This is a genomic window from Actinoplanes sp. NPDC049118 (assembly GCF_040648555.1).
GTDB lineage: Bacteria > Actinomycetota > Actinomycetes > Mycobacteriales > Micromonosporaceae > Actinoplanes.
In genome coordinates, this window is the sequence record NZ_JBEZDY010000004.1 from 58,046 (window position 1) to 82,638 (window position 24,593).

Sequence of the window (24,593 nt, forward strand, 5' to 3'; positions counted from 1 at the left end):
ATGTCGCGCCGGCCGGCCGCCGGGCGTGTGACATCGGCGAAGATTGTCATCGCCGGTGGCTTCGGTGTCGGTAAGACGACGCTGGTGGGGTCGGTCTCTGAGATCACCCCGCTGACCACTGAGGCGATCATGACCTCCGCCGGTGTGGGTGTCGACGACAACCGGCAGGTGCCGGGGAAGACGACCACCACGGTGGCAATGGACTTCGGCCGTATCAGCATCGACCGGGATCTGATCCTGTACCTGTTCGGCACGCCTGGCCAGACGCGGTTCTGGTTCATGTGGGACGAGCTGGTCCGGGGTGCCATCGGTGCGGTGGTCATGGTGGATACGCGTCGGCTCGCCGACTGCTTCGCCGCCATAGACTTCTTCGAGCACCGACGGCTGCCGTACCTGGTCGCCATAAACTGCTTCGACGGTATGCAGTACCACAACGCGCAGGACGTTCGCGACGCGCTCGCGATCTCCAGCGACGTGCCCGTGGTGAGCTGCGACGCCCGTAACCGTGAGTCGACGAAGAACGTACTCATCTCGCTTGTCGAGTACGTCCTTACGATGCGTCGCTCGCGCGCGGTAGCGCCGGCCTGACAGGCTGCTGAAAGTCCCGCTCTGCCGACAGAGCGGGACTTTTGCATGCCCGGAGACTTTTCATGTGCGTCAAGGCCCGCCTTCCCGCTAGGAAGGTGGGATGGCAAACGAAGTCACGGTTCCGCTCCTGCCCTGCAGCTCGATAGACGAGATCGCCGACTTCTACGGCGCGCTGGGCTTCCGGCCGACGTACCGCCAGCAGAAGCCGAACCCGTACGTGGCGCTGCAACGCGAGGACCTGAACCTGCACTTCTTCGGCATGCCGAACTACGTGCCGGCAGACTCGTACAGCACCTGCCTGGTGGTGGTGCCGGACATCGAGGCGCTGCACGCGGCGTTCGCCGCGGGGCTGCGGACCGCTTACGGCAGAGTGCCGGTGTCGGGCATTCCCCGGATGACAAGGCCACGCCCGCGGCGCAACGGCGGCGGTGTGACCGGCTTCAGCCTGGTCGACCCGGGCGGGAACTGGATCCGGGTCACGGCGGCGAAGCCGGACCCCGCCCCGGCCGAGCCCGTCGGCCGGCTGGCGACGACGCTGCAGAACGCGGTGGTACTCGGCGACTCGCACGGCGACCACGCCCAGGCGGCGAAGATCCTGGACGGCGGCCTGCGCCGCACCGACGCGCCCGACGACCCGGTCGCCTACGTGGAGGCGCTGGTCTACCGGGCCGAGCTGGCGATGGCCCTGCGCGACCCTGAGACGGCCCAGGAGGTTCTGAATCGCGCCGGACGGGTCTCACTGACCCCGGACGCCCGCGAACGGCTCAGCGCCTCCCTGGCCGCCGCCGCCGAGTTGGCCTCGACCCTGTAGAGACCCGCGCCGCGCCGCCCGGCTCGGCCGCACCCGCGGAGGATCCGCGGCCATCCGGTGCACCACGGAATCCGCTCCCGCGCTGCCGCTCCCGCGCTGCCGCTCCCGCGCTGCCGCTCCCGCGCTGCCGCTCCCGCGCTGCCGCTCCCGCGCTGCCGCTCCCGCGCCGCCGCTCCCGCGCCGGCGAACCGGCCGTCCGGCCGTACGAGAAATCGGCCACGCTCCGACGGGAGCGTGGCCGATCCACTTGCTAGATGCGGTCCGGGACCGCGGCTCAGCTGCTGCGGTACCCCGCGTTGTGGTACTCCTCGGCCTGGGTGCCGCCGTCACGGCTGAAGTCCCAGCCGCCGGCCGCCTCGCGGCCCGGGCGGCCACCGATCGCGTAGCCGCCGATCTCCTGCCCGCGGCGCCAGCCCCGGAAGTAGCCGGTGGTGTGCGCCGCGATGCTCGCCGCGTCGCGGACGATGCGCAGCGGGCGCTCCTCGCGCAGCGGGGAGCCGGGCACCAGGTTGGCCTGGGGCACGCGCTTGGGCAGTCCGGCCGACGTCTCCGCCGCCACGGACGGCCTGGAGGCCTTCTCGGCCGCGCGCCAGCCGGTGTCGGACGCGTTCGTCCAGTCCAGGTTCTCCGCGGCCTCCTCGTCGTGGCCGGTGAACCAGGCGGACCGGGCCGCGGCGAAGATCAGCAGGTCGCCGTCGCCCTCGGCCGGAACCGGTGGCGTGGTGCTGCGGTCCAGCGCGGTCAGCGTCGTGCGGCGGGCCGTGGCCCGGCCGTTGCGACCGCCCCGGTCGTCGACCAGCCGCAGCGGCGGCGGCTCGGAGACCGCGGTGACGTCGGCCGGGGTGTTCGCCAGGCCGGCGAGCTGCGACTCCACCAGGCGCAGCGCCGGCGGCTCCTTCGGCATGTCCTGCCAGGGCGGGCGCACCCGGCCGTCGGCCGGCGGGCTGCTCACCGCGGCGGCCGGAGGCGTCGCAGCAGCGTCGTCGTTGCTGTTCATGAGCGGCCAGTTGGCGCGGGAGCCCGGCTCGGGCATGTCCTGCGCGCGCTGGGTCGGCATCGGCAGGGAGTAGTCCGTCGCGCCGTTCGCGGCCGGGGGCGGCGAGGTGCGCGTGTTCGGCCGGGCCGGGATGACCGTGCGCTGCCGCTCGGCGCGGGCGCTGCTCATCGCCGCGTTCGTCAGGGTCGGCCGGAACGGCTGACCGCTGTCCGCCGGCGGGACCGAGGACGGGCGTGAGCCCGGCACGATCGGCGTCATGCCCGGCGGGGGCGGCGGAACCGAGACAGGGCGGCTGGACGGTGCCGGGTTCGGGGTGCGGCTCGGCAGGCCCGCGGCCGCGGCCGGCGCGACCGGCGGGGGAGCGACCGGGCGAGGCGCCAGCGGCGGCGGCATGACCGGCTCGGGAGCGACCGGGGGGCTGGTCAGGGGGCGCGGCGTCACGGGTGAACCGTTCGCGGCGGCGGGCTCGGGCCGGCCGCGGCGGCTCATCCGGGCGCCGGTGTCGGACGGGCGCAGCGGCAGTCCGCCGGCCGGCTCGGTGGCGCGGCGCGCTCCGGCCTGACGGCGGCCGGGCGCGCCGGCGCCGGACTGGGTGCTGACCCGGGCGGCGAGCGTGCCGACGAGCGCCTCGCACGCGGCGTCACAGGAACGCACCGCGCCGATGGCGTGCCGGACGGTGTCCGCCGCGGCCGGCGACAGCGCCTTGTTGACACCACCGCGGCGCGGGGACTCGCCGATCGCCACGACCAGCGCGGTGACGGCGGCGACGACCTGGTCGTCGGTGCCCGCGCCGGCGCGGGTGAGTTCCGCGGCCACGTCCTCGGCGACCTGCTCCGCGTCCTGGCTGCGGCCGGTGAGCCGCCCGGGCTCCGGCAGCGCGTCCAGCACGGCCAGGGCCAGCGGATGCGCCGGGTCCGGATATGCCCGGAGGGCGGCGGGGTAGAGCTCGCGCAGCACCTCGCGCAGCGCGCTGGCCGCGGCGTGCCGGCCGTTGAGCATCGTGACGTGCGCCGCGAGCACGGGCTTGTAGCTGATCAGCTCGCGGGGTGCCGGGATGGTGACGGCCGCGATCGCGCCCGCCTGCAGCGCGCGGGCCAGGCCCACCGCGCGGCGGGCGGCCGGCGGGGCCGAGATCTCCTCGGGGGAGTCGTCGTCGGCGAACCGCTCGGCGAAGTCGTCGGTTGAGTCGTCGTCGGCCACTACCAGGGGACGGCCGGCTGCGGTCAGCAGCGACGTGACCATGTGGTCGTCGCTGTCGGCGGCGACCGCGGCGTCCGCGAATCCGCTCGTCCGTTCCACGAGCAGCGTGCCGAGCTGGGCGTAGCCCGCCGGGTCGTCGCTGATCTCGTGGACTCCGAGCAGCCTTCCCGCGTCGTCCACCACGGCGATGGTCAGTTGCGAGCCGGCCGAGGCCGTCCGCACCGTCTCATCAGCCGACGCCAGACCGCAGTACACGCGCACGAGCGCCACGGCGTCGTCCTCCTCCCCGGGACTGCTGTATTCGGCCAAGGACTGATGGTCCCTGTTGAGGGGTCAGTCGCGCCAGTCCACAGCGGCAGAGATCTTGCCGATAATCGAACGCCAGCCCAGACTCGCCTGTTGTGCCCCGATTTTACGGAGCTTCCGGCGTCCAAAGAAACCGCCCATTCCGCCACTCTCGGCTGACCGCAGGGACTCGTCCAGGTCATCGAGCGGCGAACCCGGCGACAGCGCCAGGATCACCGGCTTCAAGCGCAGCGCGTGGCCCAGGTCTCGGGCCAGCTCGCCAGCGGCGATGAGCAACGGCAGGTCCCACGTGTCGTGCCCGCCGCGCAGGTTCTCCACCACGAGATCCAGTTCGTAGCGGTCGTCCGGTGCGGGGTCGACGTCGGACGACTGTACCCGCTCGGCGACGGTCGCCCAGGTGTCGAGCTGTGCCAGGTCGTGCGGAGCACCCGAACGGATGAAGGAGGTCAGCGATTCGGGGGTCTTGAAGGTGAGTAGCTTGCCACGGTGGCTGAGGAAGATGGGCACTTCCTCGTCTTCCGGCTCCTCCTCCTCGGCCTCCTCGGGCTCGTCGGCGAAGTCGGCCGGGTCGGGCTCGTCGACGATCTCGCCGTCCTCGTTCGTCACCGTCCCGTCCGACTTGCGCCCGGCCTTGGTGCCCGAGTCGCCCTCGACGGCCAAGGCCGCGAACTCGTCCTCCTCCTCGGCGGCGCGGGCCGCGGCCGCGCGCTCCCGGGCCTCGAAGGGGTCGTCCTCGTCCGCCTCGATCTCGGTCGGCGTCAGCTCGGACGCGAGCCGGTACGCGCGCAGGGTCAGGCCGACGCCGCCCGGCATCGCGATCTCGACGGGCGAGATCCGTACCTCGTCCCACAGCTCACGGCCGGAGAGGTCGTCCTTGAGGACGGCCTTCTCGTCCTTGACCGTCGAGCCCTCTTCGGGCGACTGGCTGGTCACGGTGACCTCCGGGTTGGTTCAAGTGAGCTGTTCGGACGGTGAGTCTGGGCACACACCTTAGTGTGCTCCCCTGAGCGGCGGCCGACCGAGGTCAGAAACCCTTCGGGTGCCACACGGTCTTGGTCTCCAGCAGCGCCGTCATCGGGTGCAGGCCGGGATCGGCGGTGAAATCGGGCGCGTCCACCGGCGGCCGGAGGACCCGCTTGAGGCTGCCCGCCGCGGCCCGTTCCAGGTCGGCGGCGAGCTCCGGGTCGGACACGCCGGTGAGGTCGAGTGCGTTGACGTCGTCGTGCGACGCCAGCCACGGCGCGGTCTCGGCGGGCCGACCGGTGAGGATGTTGACCACGCCGCCGGGCAGGTCCGAGGTCGCCAGGACCTCGGCGAGGGTCACGGCCGCCTGCGGGGCGCAGGCCAGCACCACCACCGTGTTACCGGTGACGATGGCGGGCGCGATGACGCTGACCAGTCCGAGGAACGAGGCCGGCGCGACCACGCCGACCACGCCGGTGGGCTCGGGCGCGGAGATGTTGAAGAACGGGCCGGCGACCGGGTTCGCACCGCCGTGCACCTGGGCGATCTTGTCGGACCAGCCCGCGTACCAGACCAGGCGGTCGACGGCCGCGTCGACCTCGGCGGCCGGCACGCCCCGCGCGATGAACTCGTCGCGCCGGGCCTCGACCATCTCGGCGACCCGGTAGAGCACCTGACCCCGGTTGTACGCGGTCGCGCCGCCCCACTTGGCCTGCGCCTTGCGAGCCGCCACGACGGCGTCGCGGGCGTCCTTGCGGGAGGCGAGGGCCACGTTGTCGCCGTCCACGAGATAGGTCCGTCCTGATTCGCTGCGCGGGAACGCCCCGCCGATGTACAGCTTGTAGGTCTTGCGCACGGACAGCCGGCCGGGCCGCGCGGCGTGCGCCTCGGCCGGCCCGCCCGGCGCAGTGCCGGCGGGCGCGGCCGGCGACTCGGCGGCGGCTCTCGCCTTGCGCCCGGCCTTGGCCGTTGCGCCCTTGGCGGCGCGCGTGGCCTTCGTCGGGGAAGAGGACTCAGGCAAGGTACGCCTCCAGGCCGTGCCGGCCGCCCTCGCGGCCGTAACCGGATTCCTTGTAGCCGCCGAACGGCGACGTCGGGTCGAACTTGTTGAACGTGTTGGCCCACACCACGCCCGCGCGCAGCCGGTCGGCCATGGCGAGGATCAGCGAGCCCTTCTCGGTCCAGACGCCGGCCGAGAGCCCGTACGGCGTGTTGTTCGCCTTCTCGATCGCCTCGTCCGGCGTGCGGAAGGTCAGCACCGACAGCACCGGACCGAAGATCTCCTCGCGGGCGATCCGGTGCGCCTGTGTCACGCCGGTGAAGATGGTCGGCGCGAACCAGTAGCCCTGCGACGGCAGGTCGCACTGCGGCGACCACCGCTCCGCGCCCTCGGAGGCGCCGATCTCCGACAGCTCGCGGATCCGGGAGAGCTGCGCCGCCGAGTTGATCGCGCCGATGTCGGTGTTCTTGTCCAGCGGGTCGCCGACCCGCAGCGTCGCCATCCGGCGCTTGAGCGCGGTGAGCACCTCGTCGTACGCGGACTCCTGCACGAGCAGCCGCGAACCGGCGCAGCAGACGTGCCCCTGGTTGAAGAAGATGCCGTTGACGATGCCCTCGACGGCCTGGTCGATCGGCGCGTCGTCGAAGACGATGTTCGCCGCCTTGCCGCCCAGTTCGAGGGTCAGCCGCTTGCGGGTGCCCGCGATGGACTGGGCGATCTGCCGGCCGACCTCGGTCGAGCCGGTGAACGCCACCTTGTTGACGTCGGGGTGCTCGACCAGCGCGCGGCCGGTCTCGCCGGCGCCGGTGATGATGTTGACGACCCCGGGCGGCAGCTCGGCCTGCCGGCAGATGTCGGCGAAGAAGAGCGCCGACAGCGGCGTGGTCTCGGCCGGCTTGAGCACGACGGTGTTGCCGGCGGCCAGCGCCGGCGCGATCTTCCACGCCAGCATCAGCAGCGGGAAGTTCCACGGGATCACCTGGGCCGCGACGCCGAGCGGCCGCGGGTTCGGGCCGAAGCCCGCGTACGCCAGCTTGTCGGCCCAGCCCGCGTAGTAGAAGAAGTGCGCGGCGACCAGGGGCAGGTCGACGTCGCGGGACTCCTTGATCGGTTTGCCGTTGTCGAGGGACTCGAGCACGGCCAGCTCGCGGGAGCGCTCCTGGATGATCCGGGCGATCCGGAAGAGGTACTTGGCGCGTTCGGCGCCGGGCAGCGCCGACCAGGTGCCGAAGGCGCGCCGGGCGGCCGCGACGGCCAGGTCGACGTCGTCGGCGCCGGCGGAGGCGACCTCGGCGAGGACCTCCTCCGAGGCGGGGTTGACGGTCTTGAAGACGCCGCCCGAGGGCGAGGCGGGCACGAAGGATCCGTCGATGAACAGGCCGTAGGAGGGTGCGATGTCGACGACCGAGCGGGACTCGGGCGCCGGGGCGTATTCGAACATCCTGCTGGTCTCTCCTTGCAATGCGGCGATGCCGCCGGTGGGTGGCATGGCCTCAGTCCAGCGTGAAGTAGTCCGGGCCGGCGTAGTGGCCGGTTGCGAGCTTGGTCCGCTGCATGAGCAGATCGTTGAGCAGTGAGGAGGCGCCGAACCGGAACCAGTCCGGGTCGAGCCAGTCGGTGCCGACCGTCTCGTTGATCAGCACCAGGTACTTGATGGCGTCCTTGGTCGTGCGGATGCCGCCGGCGGGCTTCACGCCGACCTGGCGGCCCGTCTGTGCCCGGAAGTCCCGGACGGCCTCGAGCATCACCAGCGTCACCGGCAGCGTCGCGGCGACGGGCACCTTGCCGGTCGAGGTCTTGATGAAGTCGGCGCCCGCGAGCATGGCCAGCCAGGAGGCGCGGCGGACGTTGTCGTAGGTGCCGAGCTCGCCGGTCTCCAGGATCACCTTGAGGTGCGCGGAGCCGCACGCCTGCTTGACCGCGACGATCTCGTCGTACACGTGGTCGTAGCGGCCGGAGAGGAACGCGCCCCGGCTGATCACCATGTCGATCTCGTCGGCGCCGCCGGCGACGGCGTCCCGGGTGTCGGCGAGCTTGATCTCGAGCGGGGCCTGTCCGGACGGGAAGGCCGTGGCCACGCTCGCCAGGTGCACGCCCGAGCCGGCCAGCACCTCGGCCGCCACCGGGACCATGGCCGGATAGACGCAGACCGCCGCGACGCTCGGGCAGGACGGTTCGGCGGGGTCGGGGCGCATCGCCTTGGCCGACAGCGCCCGGACCTTGCCGGGGGTGTCCGCGCCCTCGAGCGTGGTCAGGTCGACCATCCGGATGGCGAGGTCGATCGCCGCCGCCTTCGCGGTCGTCTTCACCGACCGGGTGCCGAGGGCGGCCGCCCGGGCCTCGACGCCGACCTTGTCGACCCCGGGCAGTCCGTGCAGGAAAGACCGGAGGTTGAAGGCGGAACCGGACACGTCGGGCAGTCTCGACGTCGCTGTCGCAGTCATGAGAAGGATTCTACGCGGCCCTCCAGCAATTGATCTTGGAGAACCCCGGTAGGTTGATCGGCGTGGACGTACTCGTCGTTGATCACCCGCTGGCCCAGTCCCGACTCACCGTCATGCGCAGTGCGGAGAGCGACTCCGGAGCCTTCCGCGCCGCACTGCACGAGCTCACCACGATGGTCGTGTACGAGGCCGCCCGCTCCTTCGCGGTCGAGCAGTTCCCGATCAACACGCCGGTCGCGCCGACACAGGGCACCCGGCTGGCCAACCCGCCGCTGATCGTCCCGGTGCTCCGGGCCGGCCTTGGCATGGCCGACGCCGCCCTCGGCCTGCTGCCCGAGTCGTCCATGGGCTTCGTCGGCCTGGCCCGCGACGAGGCGACCTACGAGCCGCGCGCCTACATGGAGTCGCTGCCCGGCGATCTGGCCGGCCTGCCCGTGCTGGTCCTGGACCCGATGCTGGCGACCGGCGGCTCGCTGGTGCACTGCTGTCAGCTGCTGGTCGACCGGGGCTGCACCGACGTCATCGTCTGCTGCGTGCTCGCCGCCCCCGAGGGCATCGAGCGGCTGCGCGACTCGGGGCTGCCGCTGCGCCTGGTCACCGCGAGCATCGACGAGGGCCTGAACGAGAAGATGTACATCGTCCCGGGCCTCGGCGACGCCGGCGACCGACAGTTCGGCGGCATGCCCCGGTTCTAGCCGCTAGGTCGCGTAGGACCAGCTCTGCGCCCGGCCGCCGGCGAACGGCATGACGCCGTGGAACGGCTTGGGATCGGCCGCGAAGACCAGCGGCAGGAAGTGCCGGTCGGACTCCCACATCGGCAGCCTGCCGGCCAGCACGTCGGCGACGTCCACCCAGTGCAGGCTGCCCTCCTCGTTGCCGGGCAGCGGGGTGCCGCTCCAGGACGGGACGCGGAAGAGGAAGCCGAACCAGTTCTCGCCGTTGCGGCCGAAACCGGGCCACGAGATGGTGCCGGCGAGCTCCACGGAGAGGGCTTCCAGGCCGGCCTCCTCGCGGATCTCCCGGCGCATACCCGCAACGACGTCCTCGTCGGGCTCGAGCTTGCCGCCGAGGCCGTTGTAGTAACCGAAGTGGATGTCGTCCGGCCGGGTGTCCCGGCGGATCATCAATACCTTCCGGCGGTCCGGAGACGTCAGGTAACCCAGGGTTGCGAGAATCGCGTGCACGGCGGCGCACCTTAATACATCGACTGAAAGTCACTCACGTAGACGGTGTCTGTGTAGCGGGTGTAGCGGCCCCCTATCCTGCTGGAATGGCGAGTTCCGTGCTGAGCATCGTGGTGCCCATCTACAACGTGGCGCCGTACCTCGACGAGTGCCTTGAGTCCATCGCCGCGCAGACCCGTGATCAGCTGGAAGTAATCCTGGTCAACGACGGTTCGAAGGACTCGAGCGGTGACATCGCCGAGCGGTTCGCGGCCAAGGACCCCCGGTTCAAGGTGGTGCACAAGGCGAACGCGGGCCTCGGCGCGGCGCGGAACACCGGCCTGGAGCACATCACCGGCGACTACCTGATGTTCATGGACAGCGACGACGCGCTGCCGGCGTACACCGCGGAGCTGCTCGTCGGCATCCTCGAGAAGACCGGCTCGGACTTCGCCTGCGGCAACGTGATGCGGCTCAGCAGCAAGGGCCTGATCCAGTCCGGCATGCACCGCGACATCTTCAACAACACCAAGCTGCGCACCCACGTCGACCAGCAGCCGGTGCTGCTCGGCGACCGCACGGCGTGGAACAAGGTCTACCGCCGGACCTTCTGGGACGCGCAGGGCCTGCGCTTCCCCGAGGGCGTGCTGTACGAGGACACCCCGGTCACCGTCCCCCTGCACGTGCTCGCCAAGAGCGTCGACGTCATCGACGCACCGATCTACTACTGGCGCGAGCGCGAGGGCGACGACAAGTCGATCACCCAGCGCCGCGAGGAGCTCAAGAACTTCATCGACCGGCTGGAGGGCTGCTGGCAGGTGAGCCGCCTGCTGGGCGAGTCGGGCCACCACGCGACCAAGCGGCTCTACGACGAGTCCGTGCTGACCGGCGACCTGTTCATCTTCGCCAAGGTGCTGCCGACCGTCGACGACGAGTACCGCCGGATCTTCATGGAGCGGACCAACGAGTACCTCGACACGATCGACCCGGAGGCGATCCTCGAGCTGCCGGCGAACCAGCGGGTGCTTTGGACCCTGATCCGCAACCGGATGCTGCGCGAGGTCATCGAGCTCGTACCGGTCATGAAGAAGCAGCGCCGGATCGCCCGCAAGGGCCTGCGCCGCTACCACGACATGGACCTGTACCACGAGAAGCTGCCGCAGCTGCCGCCCGAGCTGTTCGCGGCCGGCACGCCGCGGCCGCGTACCAAGGTGCACGACGTCTCCTGGCGCGACGGCAAGCTGCACATCCGCGGGCACGCGTTCATCCCCGGACAGTCCTCGCCGCGGCCGTGGAGCACGTCCCGGCTCATCTGGCTGAAGGAGGGCTCGGGCCGGCGTACCAAGCGCACGCCGCTGATCACCCGGCGCTGCGCCGACGCCACCGCCGACCACGGCACCCCGCAGAACAACTACGACTGGTCCGGCTTCGACGCCGTCATCGACCCGCAGTGGCTGCGTACCCCCGAGGGTGGTTGGAAGACCGGCACCTGGACCGTGGTGACCGGCGTCGTCGGCCTGGGCCGGATGAGCAAGGGCTCGCTGGAGGTGGGCCAGCCCGCCAACCCGGTCAAGCTCACCGGCCTGGACGTCGGCGACGACGTCCGGATCACCCCGTTCATCAAGCAGGGCCGGCTGCGGGTCCGGGTCGAGCGCGTCCCGGCCCGGCTGACCGGCGGACGCCTGCGCGACGACCACCTGGAGGTCGAGGGCAGGCTGCATGGCGACGCCCCGGTCACCAGCGTGACCCTGTCCCGCATCGAGGGCCTGACCTGGCGCCGCTACCCCGTCGAGCTCGACGGCGAGCGGTTCCGCTTCCGGATCCCGGTGCGTGACCTGCAACGTGACGGTGTCACCTACCAGCCGCTGCGAATCGCCGAGCCGACCGACCGGTTCCGGATCGACCTCGCGGTCGGCACCAAGCGCAGCGGGATGGTCGCCTGCGGTGTCGCCGACGACTTCGCCTGGGAGCCGGTCGACCTCGGCGTCCTCAGCGCTCACGTGCACGCCGCGCTCTCCGGCGAGGCCCAGCTGGTCACCATGCCGACCGGCCCGGTGCTGACCGGGGTGAGCACCGCGGACCGCAAGTTCCGGTTCACCGGCCGGATCCACGGCCAGGTCGATCAGTTCAAGCTGGTGCTGCGGCCGTTCAACGCGCGCGAGACCTGGACCTTCCCCGCGCAGGTCGACGGCGACACCTGGCACGCCGAGGTCGACCCGATCGCGGTGCCGAACTTCGACGCACACGTCCGGGTCCGGACCGGCATGTGGAACGTGCTGTACCGCGACGGCAACGGGCCGGTGCAGCCGTTGCCGGCCGTCGCCGAGGCGATGGCGAGCCTGCCGCTGCCGCTGGCCGGGGACGCGCCCCGGGTCTCGCTCGAGTGGCTGACCGACGAGCGGGTCGTGATGCGGGTCCGTCCGGCGCTCGAGGACGACGAACGCGGCCGCGCCCACCAGGCCCGGCTGCGCGACAAGGAATATCCGGCGCTGCGCGCGCAGCCGCTGCGCGATGTCGTGCTCTACAACAGCTTCACCGGCCGGCAGTACTCGGACAGCCCGCGGGCGGTGCACGAGGAGCTGGTCGCGCGCGGAGCCAAGCTGGAGCACCAGTGGGTCACGGTCGACGGTCAGGCACCCCTGCCGCACAGTGCCGAGCCGGTCGCGCTCTGGAGCCGCCGCTGGTACGAGTCGCTGGCCACCTCCCGCTACATCGTCACCAACCAGCACCTGCCGGAGTGGTTCGAGCGCCGCCCCGGCCAGGTCGTGGTGCAGACGTGGCACGGCACGCCGCTCAAGCGGATCGGCTTCGACATCGCGGACGTGCAGTTCACCGACCGCCGCTACCTGGAGAAGCTGGAGCTGGAGGCCCCGAACTGGAGCTTCCTGGTCTCGCCGAACACCTTCAGCACGCCGATCCTGCGCCGCGCCTTCAAGTACGACGGCGAGCTGATGGAGATCGGTTACCCCCGCAACGACCTGCTGTTCAAGGACCGGGACGAGATCAAGGAGCGGGTCCGGAAGGCGGCCGGGATCCCCGAGGGCCGCAAGCTCGTGCTGTACGCGCCGACCTGGCGCGACGACGAGTACAGCGCCGGCAGCTACCAGATCTCCATGAAGATCGATATCGTGGACGCCGCGGAGAAGCTCGGTGACGACCACGCGCTTCTCGTGCGCCGGCACCCGAACGTCATCGACGAGATCCCGGGCAACGGCGACGGCTTCGTCTACGACATGTCGACGTACCCGGACATGGCCGACCTGCTTGCCGCGGCGGATCTGTTGATCACCGACTACTCCTCGGTGATGTTCGACTTCGCCAACACCGGGCGCCCGATGCTGTTCTTCACGTACGACCTCGCGCACTACCGTGACGAGCTTCGCGGGTTCTACTTCGACTTCGAGCAGGAGGCCCCCGGCCCGCTGCTCTCGACGTCGGAGGAGGTGGTGGCTGCGATCCGGGACATCGACGCCGTCGCCGCCCGCTACACCGACCGATACACGGCCTTCGCGGCCAAGGGCTGCGACCTTGACGACGGCGCCGCCACCGGGCGTCTGATCGACGGCATGCTGGCCGCCGGAAAGCAGGAGAGAACGAGATGAGCGAACCGACGAAGGCGACGGTATGGCACAAGGTCCGCCGCCGCATCGCCGGGAGCCCGCGGCCGGAGACCCGCCTGCTGAAGGCCCTCAAGGAGCAGTCGGCGGAGGCGAAGAAGCAGGCCGCCGAGGTTCGCAAGCACGAGAAGTCCACCACCCAGCTGCTCACGGACATCCGCTGGGAGATGCGCGAGCAGCGCAAGTACCTCGAGGGCTTCCGGGCGCTGGCGGCCCGGGAGACGTTCGCCGAGATCCGCGAGTTCACCGAGGCCTGCCAGCTCGGCTTCGAGGACACCGTGCGCAAGGTCGCCCGGGAGCGGATCAGCCTGGCCCGCTTCGGCGACGGCGAGCTCAAGACCATGCTGCGGCCGGAGTTCAACCTGCGTTTCCAGCCCTGGTCGGCGGCGCTCGCCGGTGACCTGCGGCAGGTGCTGCGGATGGACGGCTACGACCGCGACAAGCTGATGGTCGCGTTCCCGTACACGTTCCGCAACGTGCACTGGACCGGGGTGTGGCTGGACATCTGGCCCGAGGTGAAGCCGCTGCTGGACACCTCGCTCACCTGGGGCATGGCGCACGTCTCCCGCCCGCAGTACTTCATCCACCTCGGCCGCCAGGGCGTGCAGCTGTGGCGGGACGTCTGGGACGCCAAGGAAATCGTGATCGTCACCGGCGAGGGCTCGCGGTTCGTCCTCGAGCCGGCGCTGTTCGACAACGCGAAGTCGATCGAGTTCGTGTACTCGAAGCCGGTCAACGCGTACGCGGACCTGCCGCGGCTGATGCCGCTGCTGGAGGCGGCTGATCCGGACAAGCTGTTCCTGATCGCGCTGGGCCCCACGGGCACCCTCCTGGCGGCGAAGCTGGCGCAGGCGGGCCGCTGGGCGATCGACATCGGGCACATCAGCGAGAGCTATGCGAACGTGTTCGAGGGCGGCAAATGGCCCGAGGCAATGGGCGTGGTGAAGAAGTAGCCGTTTATCCAGACGGCTGGTCGTTGCTCTGGTGACACCGGCCACTATCGTTTTCGCCATGACCTCCATCGCGCTCGCTGAGGAACTCCTCCTCCTCGCGTACGACGACCAGACCGGCAAGGCGACCGGTTCCCGCATCGGGCTCGACCTCGGCATGTCCGCGGCCGTGCTGGTGGACCTTGCGCTGGCTGGCCGGATCGCCTACGTGAACGGGAACCTGGTCGTCAACGACCCCACGCCGATCGGCGAGCCGATCGCGGACCTGGTGCTCGCCAAGGCCGCGGCGGACGAGCCACACACCCCGGCGCAGTGGGTACAGCGGCTGCGGCACAACCTGCGCAACCGGGTCCTGCAGGACCTGATCGCCCGCGGCGTCGTGCGCGACGTGGACGAGACCCAGATGGGTCACATCCACGTGCACCGCTACCCGACGGCGGACCCCGCTTTCGAGGCCGAGATCCGCAAGCGGCTGGCCGAGGCCCTGATCACCGACGCGCCGCCGGACGAGCGGACGGCGGCCCTGGCCACCCTGCTCATCGCGGCCCGGATGGAGCCGGCCCTGCGCCTGCCGCCCGAGGAGGCGGCGCGGGCACACCAGCGGCTGGAGCAGATCGCCAGCGGCGCCGGCTTCTACGGCACCATGAACCTCGAGGACTCCATCGTGCGCCCGAGCGTCGCACTCGTCGTGGCCACCCTGGGCCGCGCGATCTCCGCGGCCCTGGGCGCCCCGAAGGCCTGACGGCGGTCCCGGGGCCGGGCGGCCCCGGACCCGCCCCTCGTCAGTCCAGACCGAGCGCGGTGGCGACCTCCGGGCGCAGCCCGCGGTCCAGCGCGGCCTCGGCGCGGAGCCGGGCCGCGGCCAGGTCGCCGTCGGCGACCGGTTCCACCACCTCGAGGTACGCCTTGAGCTTCGGCTCGGTGCCCGACGGGCGGATCACCACGCGGGCCCGCGCCGTCCGCAGGGTCAGCACGTCGGCGTCCGGCAGCCGGTCCTCGACTCCGGTGACCTCGTCGCCGAGCAGCGTCCGGGGCGGGTTCGCGCGGACCCGGGCCATCGCGCGAGTGATCTCGCCGAGGTCCTCCACCCGCATCGACAACTGGCCGGTGCGGTGGACGCCGAACTCGGTGTCCAGGTCGGCGAGCCGGTCGGCGAGGGACTTTCCGTCGGCCTTGAGCGCGGCTGCCATCTCGGCCACGGTCAGCGCGGCCGTGATGCCGTCCTTGTCGCGTACGAGGTCGGGCGCCACGCAGTAGCCGAGCGCCTCCTCGTAGCCGTACGCGAGCTTCTCGGCGCCGCGCACGATCCACTTGAAGCCGGTCAGGGTCTCGGCGTACGGCACGCCGCGGGCGGCGCAGAGCGCGCGCAGCAGCGTGGACGAGACGATCGTGGTGGCGTAGGTGCCGGCCGCGCCACGGCGGATCAGGTGGTCGGCGAGCAGGATGCCGAGCTCGTCGCCGCTGAGCGGGCGCCAGCTGCCCGGCTCCGCGCCCGGCAGGGCCACGGCGCAGCGGTCGGCGTCGGGGTCGCTGGCGATGGCCAGGTCGGCGTCCAGCGCCGAGGCGAGGGCGAGCAGCAGGTCCATCGCGCCCGGCTCCTCCGGGTTGGGGAACGCGACGGTCGGGAACTCCGGGTCCGGCTCGGCCTGCTCGGCGACCACGCCGGGTGCCGGGAAGCCCGCGCGGGCGAACGCCGCCGCCAGCACCTCGCCGCCGACGCCGTGCAGGGGCGTGTAGGCCACCCTCAGGTCGCGCGCGCCGGGCGCGACCACGGCGGCCGCGCTGTCCACGTACCCCTGGACGATGTCTTCGCCGAGGACCGTGCCGGGCTCGCCGAGCGGTACCCGGGCGACCGAGCCGACGGCCTGGATGGCGGCCTCGATGCCCGTGTCGGCCGGCGGGACGATCTGCGCACCGGCACCGCCCGGCCCGCCGAGCTGCGCGCCCAGGTAGACCTTGTAGCCGTTGTCCTGCGGCGGGTTGTGGCTGGCGGTGACCATGACCCCGGCGACCGCGTCCAGGGCCCGCACGGCGTACGCCAGCACCGGCGTCGGCAGCGGCCGGGGCAGCAGCAGCGCCGCCCGCCCGGCGCCGGTGGCCACCCGCGCGGTCTGCTCTGCGAACTCCCGTGAGCCGTGGCGGGCGTCGTACCCGATGATGAGCGGCCCCTGGCCGCCCTGCGCGCCCAGCCAGCCGACCAGGCCGGTGGCCGCCCGGGTGACGACCGCGAGGTTCATGCCGTTCGGCCCGGCGCGCAGCCGGCCGCGCAGGCCGGCCGTCCCGAAGGTCAGCGGGCCGGCGAACCGGTCGGCGAGCTCATCCGCGCTGCCGGGTAGCCGGGAGAGCAGTTCCCGGATCTCGTCGCGCGCGGCCGGGTCGGGATCGTCGGCGAGCCAGGTCTCGGCCAGCCTGCGAAGGTCGTCAGTTGCCATGCTCAGTGGATAGCACGGCGAGCCGGGTCAGCCTGCCTTGAGGGTGAAGGTCTTGGCCATCTCGTCGAAGTACTGGCGGCGGTCGGCGAACTGTGCCTCGGTGGTGGTGAGGTAGAAGGAGTACATCTTGCCGTCGGTGGTGGTCTGCCGCCAGATGCCGTGCCGCATGCCGTCGCCCTCGCCGCACGTGTACTCGAACTGGGCGGCCGGGAGCCCGGAGATCTCGACGTCGGTCGCGCCGAGGTGGTTGAACGGCTTCGCGCAGGCCTTCGACTTCTTCAGCGTGCCCGGCGCCGTGGTCTCGACGAACTTGCGGGGCGCGATGGAACCCGGCTCGATCAGGATCCGGACCTTTGTCGACTTGTCGTCCGGGTCGGCGTAGTCCACCCAGTTGCCGGTCGCGGCGCGGGTCCAGCCCTTCGGAACCTTGACCGTGACGGCCTTGTCGCCCTTGTAGTCCTGGGTCGCGAGCGATGCCGGCACGACCTGGTCGCCGGTCGCCGGCTGGTCGGGCGGGGGTGCCGGGTCGCCGCCGCCGGCCAGCGAGAACACCAGCACCAGCACCACGAGCACGGCCAGCGCGCCGCCACCGGCGGCCAGCTGGGTGCGGCGCGGCCAGCCCTTCGCGGTGGCGACGGCCTTCGCGGTGGTCTCGCGGACGGTGACGACCGCGTTGTCGATCATGGCGCGGCGCTTCGCGGCCGGGCTCGTCACGACCGTGCCGGGCATCGGATCGCGGGCCGCGCGGGCGCCGTCCCACTGCCGCCGAGGCGGCAGCACGCTTGTCGCGTCGCTCTCCGAGGCGCCCGGCGGCGGGATGACGCTGGTCCGGTTGTTGTCGAGGCCGGGCGGCGGTGGGTAGGCGCCGGTCGGCGTGTCCGCGGGCTCCGCCTCGGGTGCGCGGCGCCGGCCACCGCCGGTGCCGCCCTGCTTGAGCTTGGACAGGCGCCCGGTCAGCGACTCGCCGGGCGCGAGCATGGCCCGGCCGCCGATCTGGCCGGACGGCTTCGGCTGCTGCGGCGGGGGGATCGGCTGGGTCTCGGCCGCCGGCGGGCGCTGCGACGGGACCACCGAGTAGGGGTCCGTCATCATGTGCGGCGGTGCCTTGCTGGCCAGCGGGCCGGCCAGCTGCTGGCGCAGCATCGTCCGCGCGTTCTGCACGTCGAAGCGCCGGGCCGGGTCCTTCTCCAGGAGCCCCATCAGCACCGGGGTCAGCGAGCCCGCGCGCACCGCCGGGGTCGGCGGGTCCTCGACGACGGCGTGCATCGTCTCGATCGGGTCGCCCTTGTCGAACGGCGGGCGGCCCTCGATCGCGGTGTAGAGCGTGACGCCGAGCGAGAACAGGTCGCTGGGCGGCCCGAACTCGCTGCCCATCGCCCGCTCGGGCGAGATGAAGTGCGGCGAGCCCAGCACCATGCCGGGCGTGGTCAGCTGAACGTCGGTCGGCATCCGGGCGACACCGAAGTCGGTGAGCACGCAGCGGCCGTCGGTGCAGATCAGGACGTTGGCGGGCTTGACGTCGCGGTGCAGCACGCCGTGCGCGTGCGCCACCTCGAGCGCGCCGAGCAGCGCGATGCCGATCTTCGCAACCACGCGGGGCGCGACCGGGCCGTCCTCGATGACCATGTCGGCGAGGCTGCGCGCCTCGAGCAGCTCCATGACGATCCACGGGCGGCCGTTCTCGTGCACCACGTCGTAGACCTGCACGACCGCCGGGTGCTGCAGGGCGGCGGCGGCCCGCGCCTCGCGCATCGTCCGCTCATACATCGAGTCGCGGTCGGTGGGTGCCAGGCCGGGCGGGAGGATGACCTCCTTGATGGCCACATCGCGGCGCAGCAGCGTGTCCGCGGCCCGCCAGACCGTGCCCATGCCGCCATGGCCGACCGCGGCGCGCAGCGTGTAGCGCCCGCCGATGAGCGTGCCCGGGGCCGCGCGTCCGCTGGTCGGAGCAGAGTTGCCACCGCTCCAGGTCGGAATCTGAGTCACGTGAGATGCCACCGAAGGGGGTAGGGGGGCTGTCGGCCAACCAGGCTATCTTGCCGGTTCCCACCCCTTTTCGGAAAGTCGCCGAGGGGGTGTTATCCAGAACTCGACCGTGGGTAGCCGTCCTGTCGCACAGGGTGGAACTTTTCGGACGGAGAGTGCAAAATACCTCACGCGCGCGTGCTTAACGCTGCTTTAGGATCGCCATTGTGAACGCAGAATCCGGGTTCGAGATCAAGCCGGTCTACGGCAGCGGTGACGTGGCGCCCGACGTCGACCGGAGGCTCGGCGAGCCCGGGCAGTACCCGTACACCCGGGGCGTCTACCCGACGATGTACACCCAGCGCCCGTGGACGATGCGGCAGTACGCGGGCTTCGGCACCGCGGCCGAGTCCAACGCCCGCTACCACCAGCTGCTGGCGGCCGGGACGATGGGCCTCTCCGTCGCCTTCGACCTGCCGACCCAGATGGGCTACGACTCCGACGACCCCATCGCGCACGGCGAGGTCGGCAAGGTCGGCGTGGCCATCGACTCGATCGACGACATGCGGCAGCTCTTCGACGGCATCCCGCTCGACAAGGTCTCCACGTCGATGACGATCAACGCGCCCGGCTCGCTGCTGCTGCTGCTCTACCAGCTCGTCGCCGAGGAGCAGGGCGTGCCCGGCTCCGCGCTGACCGGCACGATCCAGAACGACATCCTGAAGGAGTACATCGCCCGCGGGACGTACATCTTCCCGCCGAAGCCGTCGCTGCGCCTGGTCGCCGACACCTTCGCGTACTGCCGCGCCGAGATCCCGAAGTGGAACACCATCTCGATCTCCGGCTACCACATGGCGGAGGCCGGTGCGACGCCCGCGCAGGAGATCGCGTTCACGCTGGCCAACGGCATCGAGTACGTGCGCGCCGCGATCGCGGCCGGGCTCGCCGTCGACGACTTCGCACCCCGGCTCTCGTTCTTCTTCGTCGCACGCACCACGCTGCTCGAGGAGATCGCCAAGTTCCGCGCGGCCCGGCGGATGTGGGCCCGGATCATGCGCGACGACTTCGGCGCGAAGAACCCGAAGTCGCTGATGCTGCGGTTCCACACCCAGACCGCCGGCGTGCAGCTCACCGCGCAGCAGCCGGAGGTCAACCTGGTCCGGGTCGCCGTGCAGGCGCTGGGCGCGGTCGCCGGCGGCACCCAGTCGCTGCACACCAACGCCTACGACGAGGCCATCGCGCTGCCGACGCAGAAGTCGGCCCGGCTCGCCCTGCGCACCCAGCAGGTGCTCGCCTACGAGAGCGGCCTGGTGGACACCGTCGACCCGTTCGCCGGCTCGTACGTCATCGAGGCCATGACCGACGAGGTCGAGGCCGCCGCGACCGCGCTTATCGAGCGGGTCTTCAGCTTCGGCTCGTCCGTCGAGGCGATCGAGCAGGGCTTCCAGAAGCAGGAGATCGAGACCTCGGCGTACAAGATCTCTCAGCAGATCGACAGCGGGGAACGGGTCGTCGTCGGCGTAAACCGGTATGGCATCGACGAGGAAGAGAAGTACGAGCCGCTGCGGGTCGACCCCGCGATCGAGGCGGATCAGGCCGGCCGCCTGGCAAGGCTGCGCGCCGAGCGCGACTCCTCCGCCGTCGAGGCGGCACTCGAGGATTTGCGGAAGGCGGCACAGGGCACAGAGAACGTCCTGCCCCCGATGCGGGCCGCCTTGCGGCTGCGTGCCACCGTGGGCGAGGTGTGCCGCACACTTCGCGACGTGTGGGGCGTGTATCACCCGGTGGAACACTTCTGATCGAGGTCTCCGGCCGGCCCTGAACCGCGTTTCCTTCGCGTTTCGTTACCCGTTGTAGGAGATGGTGAACTGATGCCGCCCGCAAAAGGCCCTTATCAGGGCTTTAGTGACACGGCGAGGGTTGATCATTGCGGGAATGGCGTTGCACAGCGTCACCTAATGAGGTCTAAGCTGTCGCGCGTTGCGGAAACCGGTTCAGTTGACGAGAGCGATAGAGATTCCGACGTGACGAGTGCATTGACCGTGCCCGACAGCTCCCAGCTGGGGCCGTTCCCGGGCCCGCCTCCCGGCGCCGACCCCCTGCCCGGCCAGCTCGACCGCTGGCTCGCCTCCCGGGGCGCCGAGCTGGTAGCGATCCGGCGGCACATCCACGCGCACCCGGAGCCTTCGCACGCGGAGTTCGAGACCGCCGCGCTGGTCGCCCGCGAGCTCGCCGTCGCCGGCCTGAGCCCGCAGCTGCTGCCCAAGGGCAACGGCCTGATCTGCGACATCGGCGAGGGCGACCGGGTGATCGCGTTCCGCGCCGACCTGGACGCGCTGCCGCTGCAGGACACCAAGGACGTGCCGTACCGCTCGACGGTCGAGCGGGTCGCGCACGCCTGCGGTCACGACGTGCACACGACCGTGCTGCTCGGCCTCGGCCTCGCCCTGGCCCAGCTGAACGAGCAGGGCGAGCTCCCCGGCCGGGTCCGGCTGATCTTCCAGCCCGCCGAGGAGTGCGTCCCGTCCGGCGCGCCCGAGGTCATCGCGTCCGGCGCGCTCAAGGACGTCGCGGCGATCTACGCGCTGCACTGCTACCCCCAGCTGCCGGCCGGCCTGGTCGGGGTTCGCTCGGGCCCGTTCACGGCCGCGGCCGACACCGTCGAGGTGTGCCTCAGCGGCCCCGGCGGGCACACCGCCCGCCCGCATCTGACGGCCGACCTGGTGCACGCGCTGGGCCGGGTCATCGTCGACGTGCCCGCCCTGCTCGACCGCCGGGTCGACCCGCGCGCCGGCGTCTCGATGGTCTGGGGTGCGGTGCGGGCCGGGCAGGCGTTCAACGCGATCCCCGGCGAGGGCTCGGTGCTCGGCACCGTCCGCATCCTCAACCGCGAGGCCTGGCGCGAGGCCCCCGAGCTGATCACCAAGCTGATCCACGACGTGGTCGCCGCGACCGGCGCCGAGGTCGAGGTCAAGTACAACCGCGGCGTCCCGCCGGTGATCAACGACCGGATGGCGGCGGCGGTGATCGCGGGCGCGGCCGGTGCGGCGCTCGGCCCCGACCGGGTCGTCGAGGCCGAGATCAGCATGGGCGGCGAGGACTTCGCCTTCTACCTGGAGGACGTGCCGGGCGCGATGATCCGGCTCGGGACCGGGTCGCCGGGCCAGGACGTGCACGCCGATCTCCACCAGTCGAACTTCGACGTCGACGAGAGGTGCATCGGCTACGGGGTGCGGGTGATGGTGCACACCGCGCTCGCCGCCCTGTCGACCGGGGCCTTTTAAGCCGGTCAAGAGCCTTTTTGCCACGGTCGTGCATGGCACCGGCCGTCGCTCCCGCGGGCCCCGGTCGCTCCGCTCCCTTCCGGGTGCGTGAGTGGTCGCGCTCGTCGCCGCTGCGCGCCGACAGAACAGGGCCCTGCCGCTTCGGCGTGAAGCGACAGGGCCGGCGGCTACTTCGAGTCCTCCTCGTCCGTCGGGTCCGGCGAGGCCGGGGGAGCCGGGGGCGCCGACTGCGGTGCCGTGGGCGCCGACTGGGGGTGCGCCGGGTAGACCGGGTACCCCGGTAGCGGGCCGTGCGTCGCGTAGGCGGGCACGGCCGGGTGTGAACGGCGGTAGCGCCGGTAGGCCAGCAGGATCGCCCAGGCCGGCAGCCCGATGGCGAGCGCCCAGGGCAGCAGCCAGCCGAGAACGGTCAGCAGTACGGCCAGCGAGGCAAGCAGGCCCTTCCAGCCGTTCTCCAGGCCCGCGAGGAAGCCGGGCGGGCCGTCCTCCGCCTGCTTCGCCGCCGCCTCCGGGTCGAGCAGGATCACGGTGATCGTCGACAGGGCCGTCAGGTCGGCCAGGTGGCGCTTCTTCGCCTGCAGCGACGCCAGGTCCGCCTCGCGCGTGGCCACCTCGCGCTCCAGCATCACCAGGTCGCTCAGGGAGTTCGCCTGTGCGAGCAGCTTGCGGCCGCTGTCCACCCGGGCCTGCTGGGTGGCGATGCGGGCGTTCAGGTCGATGGTCTGCTCGGTGACGTCCTCGGTGTTGATGCCGCGCTGCTCCTCGACGCCCAGCTCCGCGAGCTGGTTCACCACGGCGGAGAACTTCGCCGCCGGAATGCGCAACTCCAGGGTGGCGTCCGACGAGCCGGTGCCGCTGTTGCGCTTGTCGCCGCCGATGAAGCCACCCGACGCCGTGGCGATGCCGGACGCTCTCGCCGCGGCGATGTTCACGTCGTCGACGCGTACGGTGATCGAGCCGGTGTAGATGATCGACCGTTGGTCGACGCTCAGGTTCGGTGCCTGCGCCGTCGTGTCCTTGCCCTGCTCGGCGCTGTCCTGCCCCTGCGCGGCCGCGGGAGCCTCGGCCGCGGGCCCGGCGAGGTCGGGCGCGCCGCCCGCGGAGGAAGACTGCGCGTCGTCCGCGCCGTCGCCGCCACAACCCGCCAGCGCGAGTGTCAAGGCCAGTCCGGCGGCACCTATGGCCGCCGTTATCTTTCGTCCTGCACGCATGGATCCTCCGATGCCGGTTGAGCGCTGCACCCTGGGACGCGCGGCGCGCCTGCGCCGGTTCCGGCAGACTGCGGGGTGAGCGGTCACGATTCGGCACCGGAGGGGTCCCGTGCGCGTCACGAAGTTCACGCATTCCTGCCTACGCATCGAAGACGGCGGCGCCGTCCTCGTCGTCGATCCGGGCGCGTTCAGCGAACGGTCCGCCCTTGCCGGGGCGGACGCGGTGCTGATAACGCACGAGCACTTCGACCACCTGGACATCGAGGGGCTGGCCGATGCGCTCGCCCAGCGCCCCGGCCTGCGGGTGTACGCCCATCCGCAGGTGCTGCCCAAGCTGACCGCGTTCGCCGACGTGGTCACGGCCGTGGAGCCCGGAACGGAGTTCACGGCGGCGGGCCTCAGCGTCCGCGCGTACGGCGGTCAGCACGCGGTCATCCATCCGGACATACCGCGGATCGCCAACCTGGGCTACCTGATCTCCGACGGCACCGGCTCGGTCTACACGCCTGGCGACTCGTTCACGGTGCCCGACGAGCACGTCGACACCCTCTTCGTGCCGCTGAACGCGCCCTGGATGAAGCTGAGCGAGGCGATCGACTTCGTTCGCGCGGTCCGGCCGGACCGGGCCTTCGCGCTGCACGACCACCTGCTCACCGGCACCGGCGCGCAGATCTCCGACGGGCACCTGGAGCGGCTGGGCGGCACCAGGTACGCGCACGTCGCGCCGGGCACGACCCTCGACTGACGTGCCGGCCAGCACCGAGGAGCTGATCCGGGCGCTCTATGAGGCGCCGCCGGACGGGTTCGTCGCGGGCCGGGCCGCGGCGGTGGCCGAGGCGCGGCGGGCCGGCGACAAGGAGACGGCGAAACGCCTTGCCGCGCTGCGCAAGCCGACCGTGGCGGCCTGGCTGGTCAACCTGCTCGCCCTGCGCCGGCCGGAGCTGATCGACGAACTGGTCGAGCTCGCCACCGCGCTGCGCTCGGCACAGCGCGGCCTGCACGGCGAGAAGCTGCGTGAGCTGTCCACCCAGCGCCGTCGAGTGGTGTCCGCTCTGGTCAACGCCGCGCAGCGGCTGGCCGTCGAGGACGATCCGGCGCTGCGCACGGTGAAGCTGCCGATGGCCGAGGTGGAGGCGACGCTGACCGCGGCGCTGGCCGAGCCGGAGATCGCCGAGCAGGTCCGCGGTGGACGACTGGTGCGCGCGGTGACGTACGCCGGCTTCGGCGAGGTGCCCCGCCCCCGGCTGCGGCTGGTCACGGCGGAGGATCCGCCTGAGCCGGCGGCCGAGGAGGCCGAGCCGGTCTCGTCCATCGCGGACGAGCGGAAGCGGCGGGCAGCGGGGAAGGCCCGGCAGGAACGGGCCGAACGGCGGCGCGAGCTCGAGCGGGAACTGACCGCGGCGCGCGCGGCGGACACGAGGGCGCGCACCCGTCTCGAACGGGCCGAGGCGGCGGAGCGTGACGCAGGCCACGCGGTGGACGAGATCGAGGAGCAGCTCGCCGAGCTCGAACGGCAGCGGATCGTGGCACAGGCCGAGCTGTCGCGGCGCAAGCTGGCGCGACGTTCGGCGGAGCGTGATGCATCGGCCGCGCGGCGTCAGGTCGGCGATGTCGAGGCGGCGATCGAGGATCTCGATGCCGATGAACCGGATCATTAGCCGG

19 protein-coding genes are annotated in these 24,593 nt (G+C 71.7%); 10 read left to right on the forward strand and 9 right to left on the reverse strand.

Going from position 1 to position 24,593, the window contains the following annotated elements:
* Both AB0B58_RS07095 and AB0B58_RS07100 read left to right on the forward strand, forming a co-directional pair.
* Positions 1-588: an ATP/GTP-binding protein gene (locus tag AB0B58_RS07095; RefSeq protein WP_184998575.1), complete on the forward strand. Its 588-nt coding sequence runs from the start codon at positions 1-3 to the stop codon at positions 586-588.
* Between the two features lie 100 nt (positions 589-688).
* Complete coding sequence (locus AB0B58_RS07100; RefSeq protein ID WP_360218902.1) at positions 689-1,399, forward strand: VOC family protein; 711 nt, start codon at positions 689-691, stop codon at positions 1,397-1,399.
* 274 nt (positions 1,400-1,673) lie between these two features.
* Here the strand turns inward: AB0B58_RS07100 and AB0B58_RS07105 are convergent, their stop codons facing one another.
* The 5 genes from AB0B58_RS07105 to deoC all read right to left on the reverse strand — a co-directional run bounded on the left by AB0B58_RS07105 (position 1,674) and on the right by deoC (position 8,309).
* Entirely contained in the window at positions 1,674-3,905 is a 2,232-nt protein-coding gene (locus AB0B58_RS07105) for a transposase (RefSeq protein WP_360218905.1), read from the reverse strand.
* Positions 3,906-3,929: 24 nt separating this feature from the next.
* Positions 3,930-4,754, reverse strand: a complete 825-nt coding sequence (locus AB0B58_RS07110; protein ID WP_360219858.1) for a DNA primase — start codon at positions 4,752-4,754, stop codon at positions 3,930-3,932.
* A 172-nt stretch (positions 4,755-4,926) separates the two neighbouring features.
* A complete protein-coding gene (locus tag AB0B58_RS07115; RefSeq protein ID WP_360219861.1) occupies positions 4,927-5,727 on the reverse strand; it encodes an aldehyde dehydrogenase family protein in 801 nt (266 codons plus the stop codon).
* 151 nt (positions 5,728-5,878) lie between these two features.
* Entirely contained in the window at positions 5,879-7,306 is a 1,428-nt protein-coding gene (locus AB0B58_RS07120; protein WP_360218908.1) for an aldehyde dehydrogenase family protein, read from the reverse strand.
* 52 nt (positions 7,307-7,358) lie between these two features.
* A complete protein-coding gene (gene deoC / locus AB0B58_RS07125) occupies positions 7,359-8,309 on the reverse strand; it encodes a deoxyribose-phosphate aldolase (RefSeq protein WP_360218911.1) in 951 nt (316 codons plus the stop codon).
* A 62-nt stretch (positions 8,310-8,371) separates the two neighbouring features.
* On the opposite strand from deoC, the gene upp reads away from it, so the two are divergent.
* On the forward strand, positions 8,372-9,004 hold the full coding sequence (gene upp / locus AB0B58_RS07130) for a uracil phosphoribosyltransferase (RefSeq protein ID WP_360218914.1): 633 nt from the start codon (positions 8,372-8,374) through the stop codon (positions 9,002-9,004).
* Between the two features lie 3 nt (positions 9,005-9,007).
* On the opposite strand, the gene AB0B58_RS07135 is transcribed toward upp, so the two are convergent.
* Positions 9,008-9,493, reverse strand: a complete 486-nt coding sequence (locus tag AB0B58_RS07135) for an 8-oxo-dGTP diphosphatase (protein ID WP_360218917.1) — start codon at positions 9,491-9,493, stop codon at positions 9,008-9,010.
* An 86-nt stretch (positions 9,494-9,579) separates the two neighbouring features.
* On the opposite strand from AB0B58_RS07135, the gene AB0B58_RS07140 reads away from it, so the two are divergent.
* From AB0B58_RS07140 to AB0B58_RS07150, 3 genes are read left to right on the forward strand one after another with little or no spacing between them, the layout of a single operon-like run.
* Positions 9,580-13,074, forward strand: a complete 3,495-nt coding sequence (locus AB0B58_RS07140) for a bifunctional glycosyltransferase family 2 protein/CDP-glycerol:glycerophosphate glycerophosphotransferase (protein WP_360218920.1) — start codon at positions 9,580-9,582, stop codon at positions 13,072-13,074.
* A complete protein-coding gene (locus AB0B58_RS07145) occupies positions 13,071-14,042 on the forward strand; it encodes a GT-D fold domain-containing glycosyltransferase (protein ID WP_360218923.1) in 972 nt (323 codons plus the stop codon). The genes AB0B58_RS07140 and AB0B58_RS07145 overlap by 4 nt, the downstream gene beginning before the upstream one ends.
* A 58-nt stretch (positions 14,043-14,100) precedes the next feature.
* The gene (locus AB0B58_RS07150) at positions 14,101-14,781 is read left to right on the forward strand and encodes a GPP34 family phosphoprotein (protein WP_360218926.1); all 681 of its coding nucleotides are present in this window, start codon (positions 14,101-14,103) and stop codon (positions 14,779-14,781) included.
* A 40-nt stretch (positions 14,782-14,821) separates the two neighbouring features.
* Here the strand turns inward: AB0B58_RS07150 and AB0B58_RS07155 are convergent, their stop codons facing one another.
* A complete protein-coding gene (locus AB0B58_RS07155) occupies positions 14,822-16,471 on the reverse strand; it encodes a phospho-sugar mutase (RefSeq protein WP_360218929.1) in 1,650 nt (549 codons plus the stop codon).
* Positions 16,472-16,498: 27 nt separating this feature from the next.
* Complete coding sequence (locus AB0B58_RS07160; protein WP_360218932.1) at positions 16,499-18,457, reverse strand: serine/threonine-protein kinase; 1,959 nt, start codon at positions 18,455-18,457, stop codon at positions 16,499-16,501.
* 206 nt (positions 18,458-18,663) lie between these two features.
* Between AB0B58_RS07160 and AB0B58_RS07165 the strand changes: the two genes are divergently transcribed.
* A complete protein-coding gene (locus tag AB0B58_RS07165) occupies positions 18,664-20,235 on the forward strand; it encodes a methylmalonyl-CoA mutase family protein (protein ID WP_360218935.1) in 1,572 nt (523 codons plus the stop codon).
* A 225-nt stretch (positions 20,236-20,460) separates the two neighbouring features.
* Positions 20,461-21,720, forward strand: coding sequence for an amidohydrolase (locus tag AB0B58_RS07170; RefSeq protein WP_360218938.1), 1,260 nt, complete (start codon positions 20,461-20,463; stop codon positions 21,718-21,720).
* 167 nt (positions 21,721-21,887) lie between these two features.
* On the opposite strand, the gene AB0B58_RS07175 is transcribed toward AB0B58_RS07170, so the two are convergent.
* Positions 21,888-22,880: a DUF4349 domain-containing protein gene (locus AB0B58_RS07175; protein ID WP_360218941.1), complete on the reverse strand. Its 993-nt coding sequence runs from the start codon at positions 22,878-22,880 to the stop codon at positions 21,888-21,890.
* Positions 22,881-23,040: 160 nt separating this feature from the next.
* On the opposite strand from AB0B58_RS07175, the gene AB0B58_RS07180 reads away from it, so the two are divergent.
* Together AB0B58_RS07180 and AB0B58_RS07185 are read left to right on the forward strand one after the other, a co-directional pair.
* Entirely contained in the window at positions 23,041-23,676 is a 636-nt protein-coding gene (locus tag AB0B58_RS07180; RefSeq protein ID WP_360218944.1) for an MBL fold metallo-hydrolase, read from the forward strand.
* Position 23,677: 1 nt separating this feature from the next.
* A complete protein-coding gene (locus AB0B58_RS07185; RefSeq protein ID WP_360218947.1) occupies positions 23,678-24,589 on the forward strand; it encodes a hypothetical protein in 912 nt (303 codons plus the stop codon).
* Positions 24,590-24,593 lie beyond the last annotated feature (4 nt).

Coding starts and splice junctions, on each gene's coding strand:
- AB0B58_RS07140 (WP_360218920.1), top strand. CDS start 9,580: ATGGCGAGTTCCGTGCTGAGCATCGTGGTGCCCATCTACAACGTGGCG.
- AB0B58_RS07150 (WP_360218926.1), top strand. CDS start 14,101: ATGACCTCCATCGCGCTCGCTGAGGAACTCCTCCTCCTCGCGTACGAC.
- AB0B58_RS07120 (WP_360218908.1), bottom strand. CDS start 7,306: ATGTTCGAATACGCCCCGGCGCCCGAGTCCCGCTCGGTCGTCGACATC.
- AB0B58_RS07155 (WP_360218929.1), bottom strand. CDS start 16,471: ATGGCAACTGACGACCTTCGCAGGCTGGCCGAGACCTGGCTCGCCGAC.
- AB0B58_RS07095 (WP_184998575.1), top strand. CDS start 1: ATGTCGCGCCGGCCGGCCGCCGGGCGTGTGACATCGGCGAAGATTGTC.
- AB0B58_RS07145 (WP_360218923.1), top strand. CDS start 13,071: ATGAGCGAACCGACGAAGGCGACGGTATGGCACAAGGTCCGCCGCCGC.
- deoC (WP_360218911.1), bottom strand. CDS start 8,309: ATGACTGCGACAGCGACGTCGAGACTGCCCGACGTGTCCGGTTCCGCC.
- AB0B58_RS07100 (WP_360218902.1), top strand. CDS start 689: ATGGCAAACGAAGTCACGGTTCCGCTCCTGCCCTGCAGCTCGATAGAC.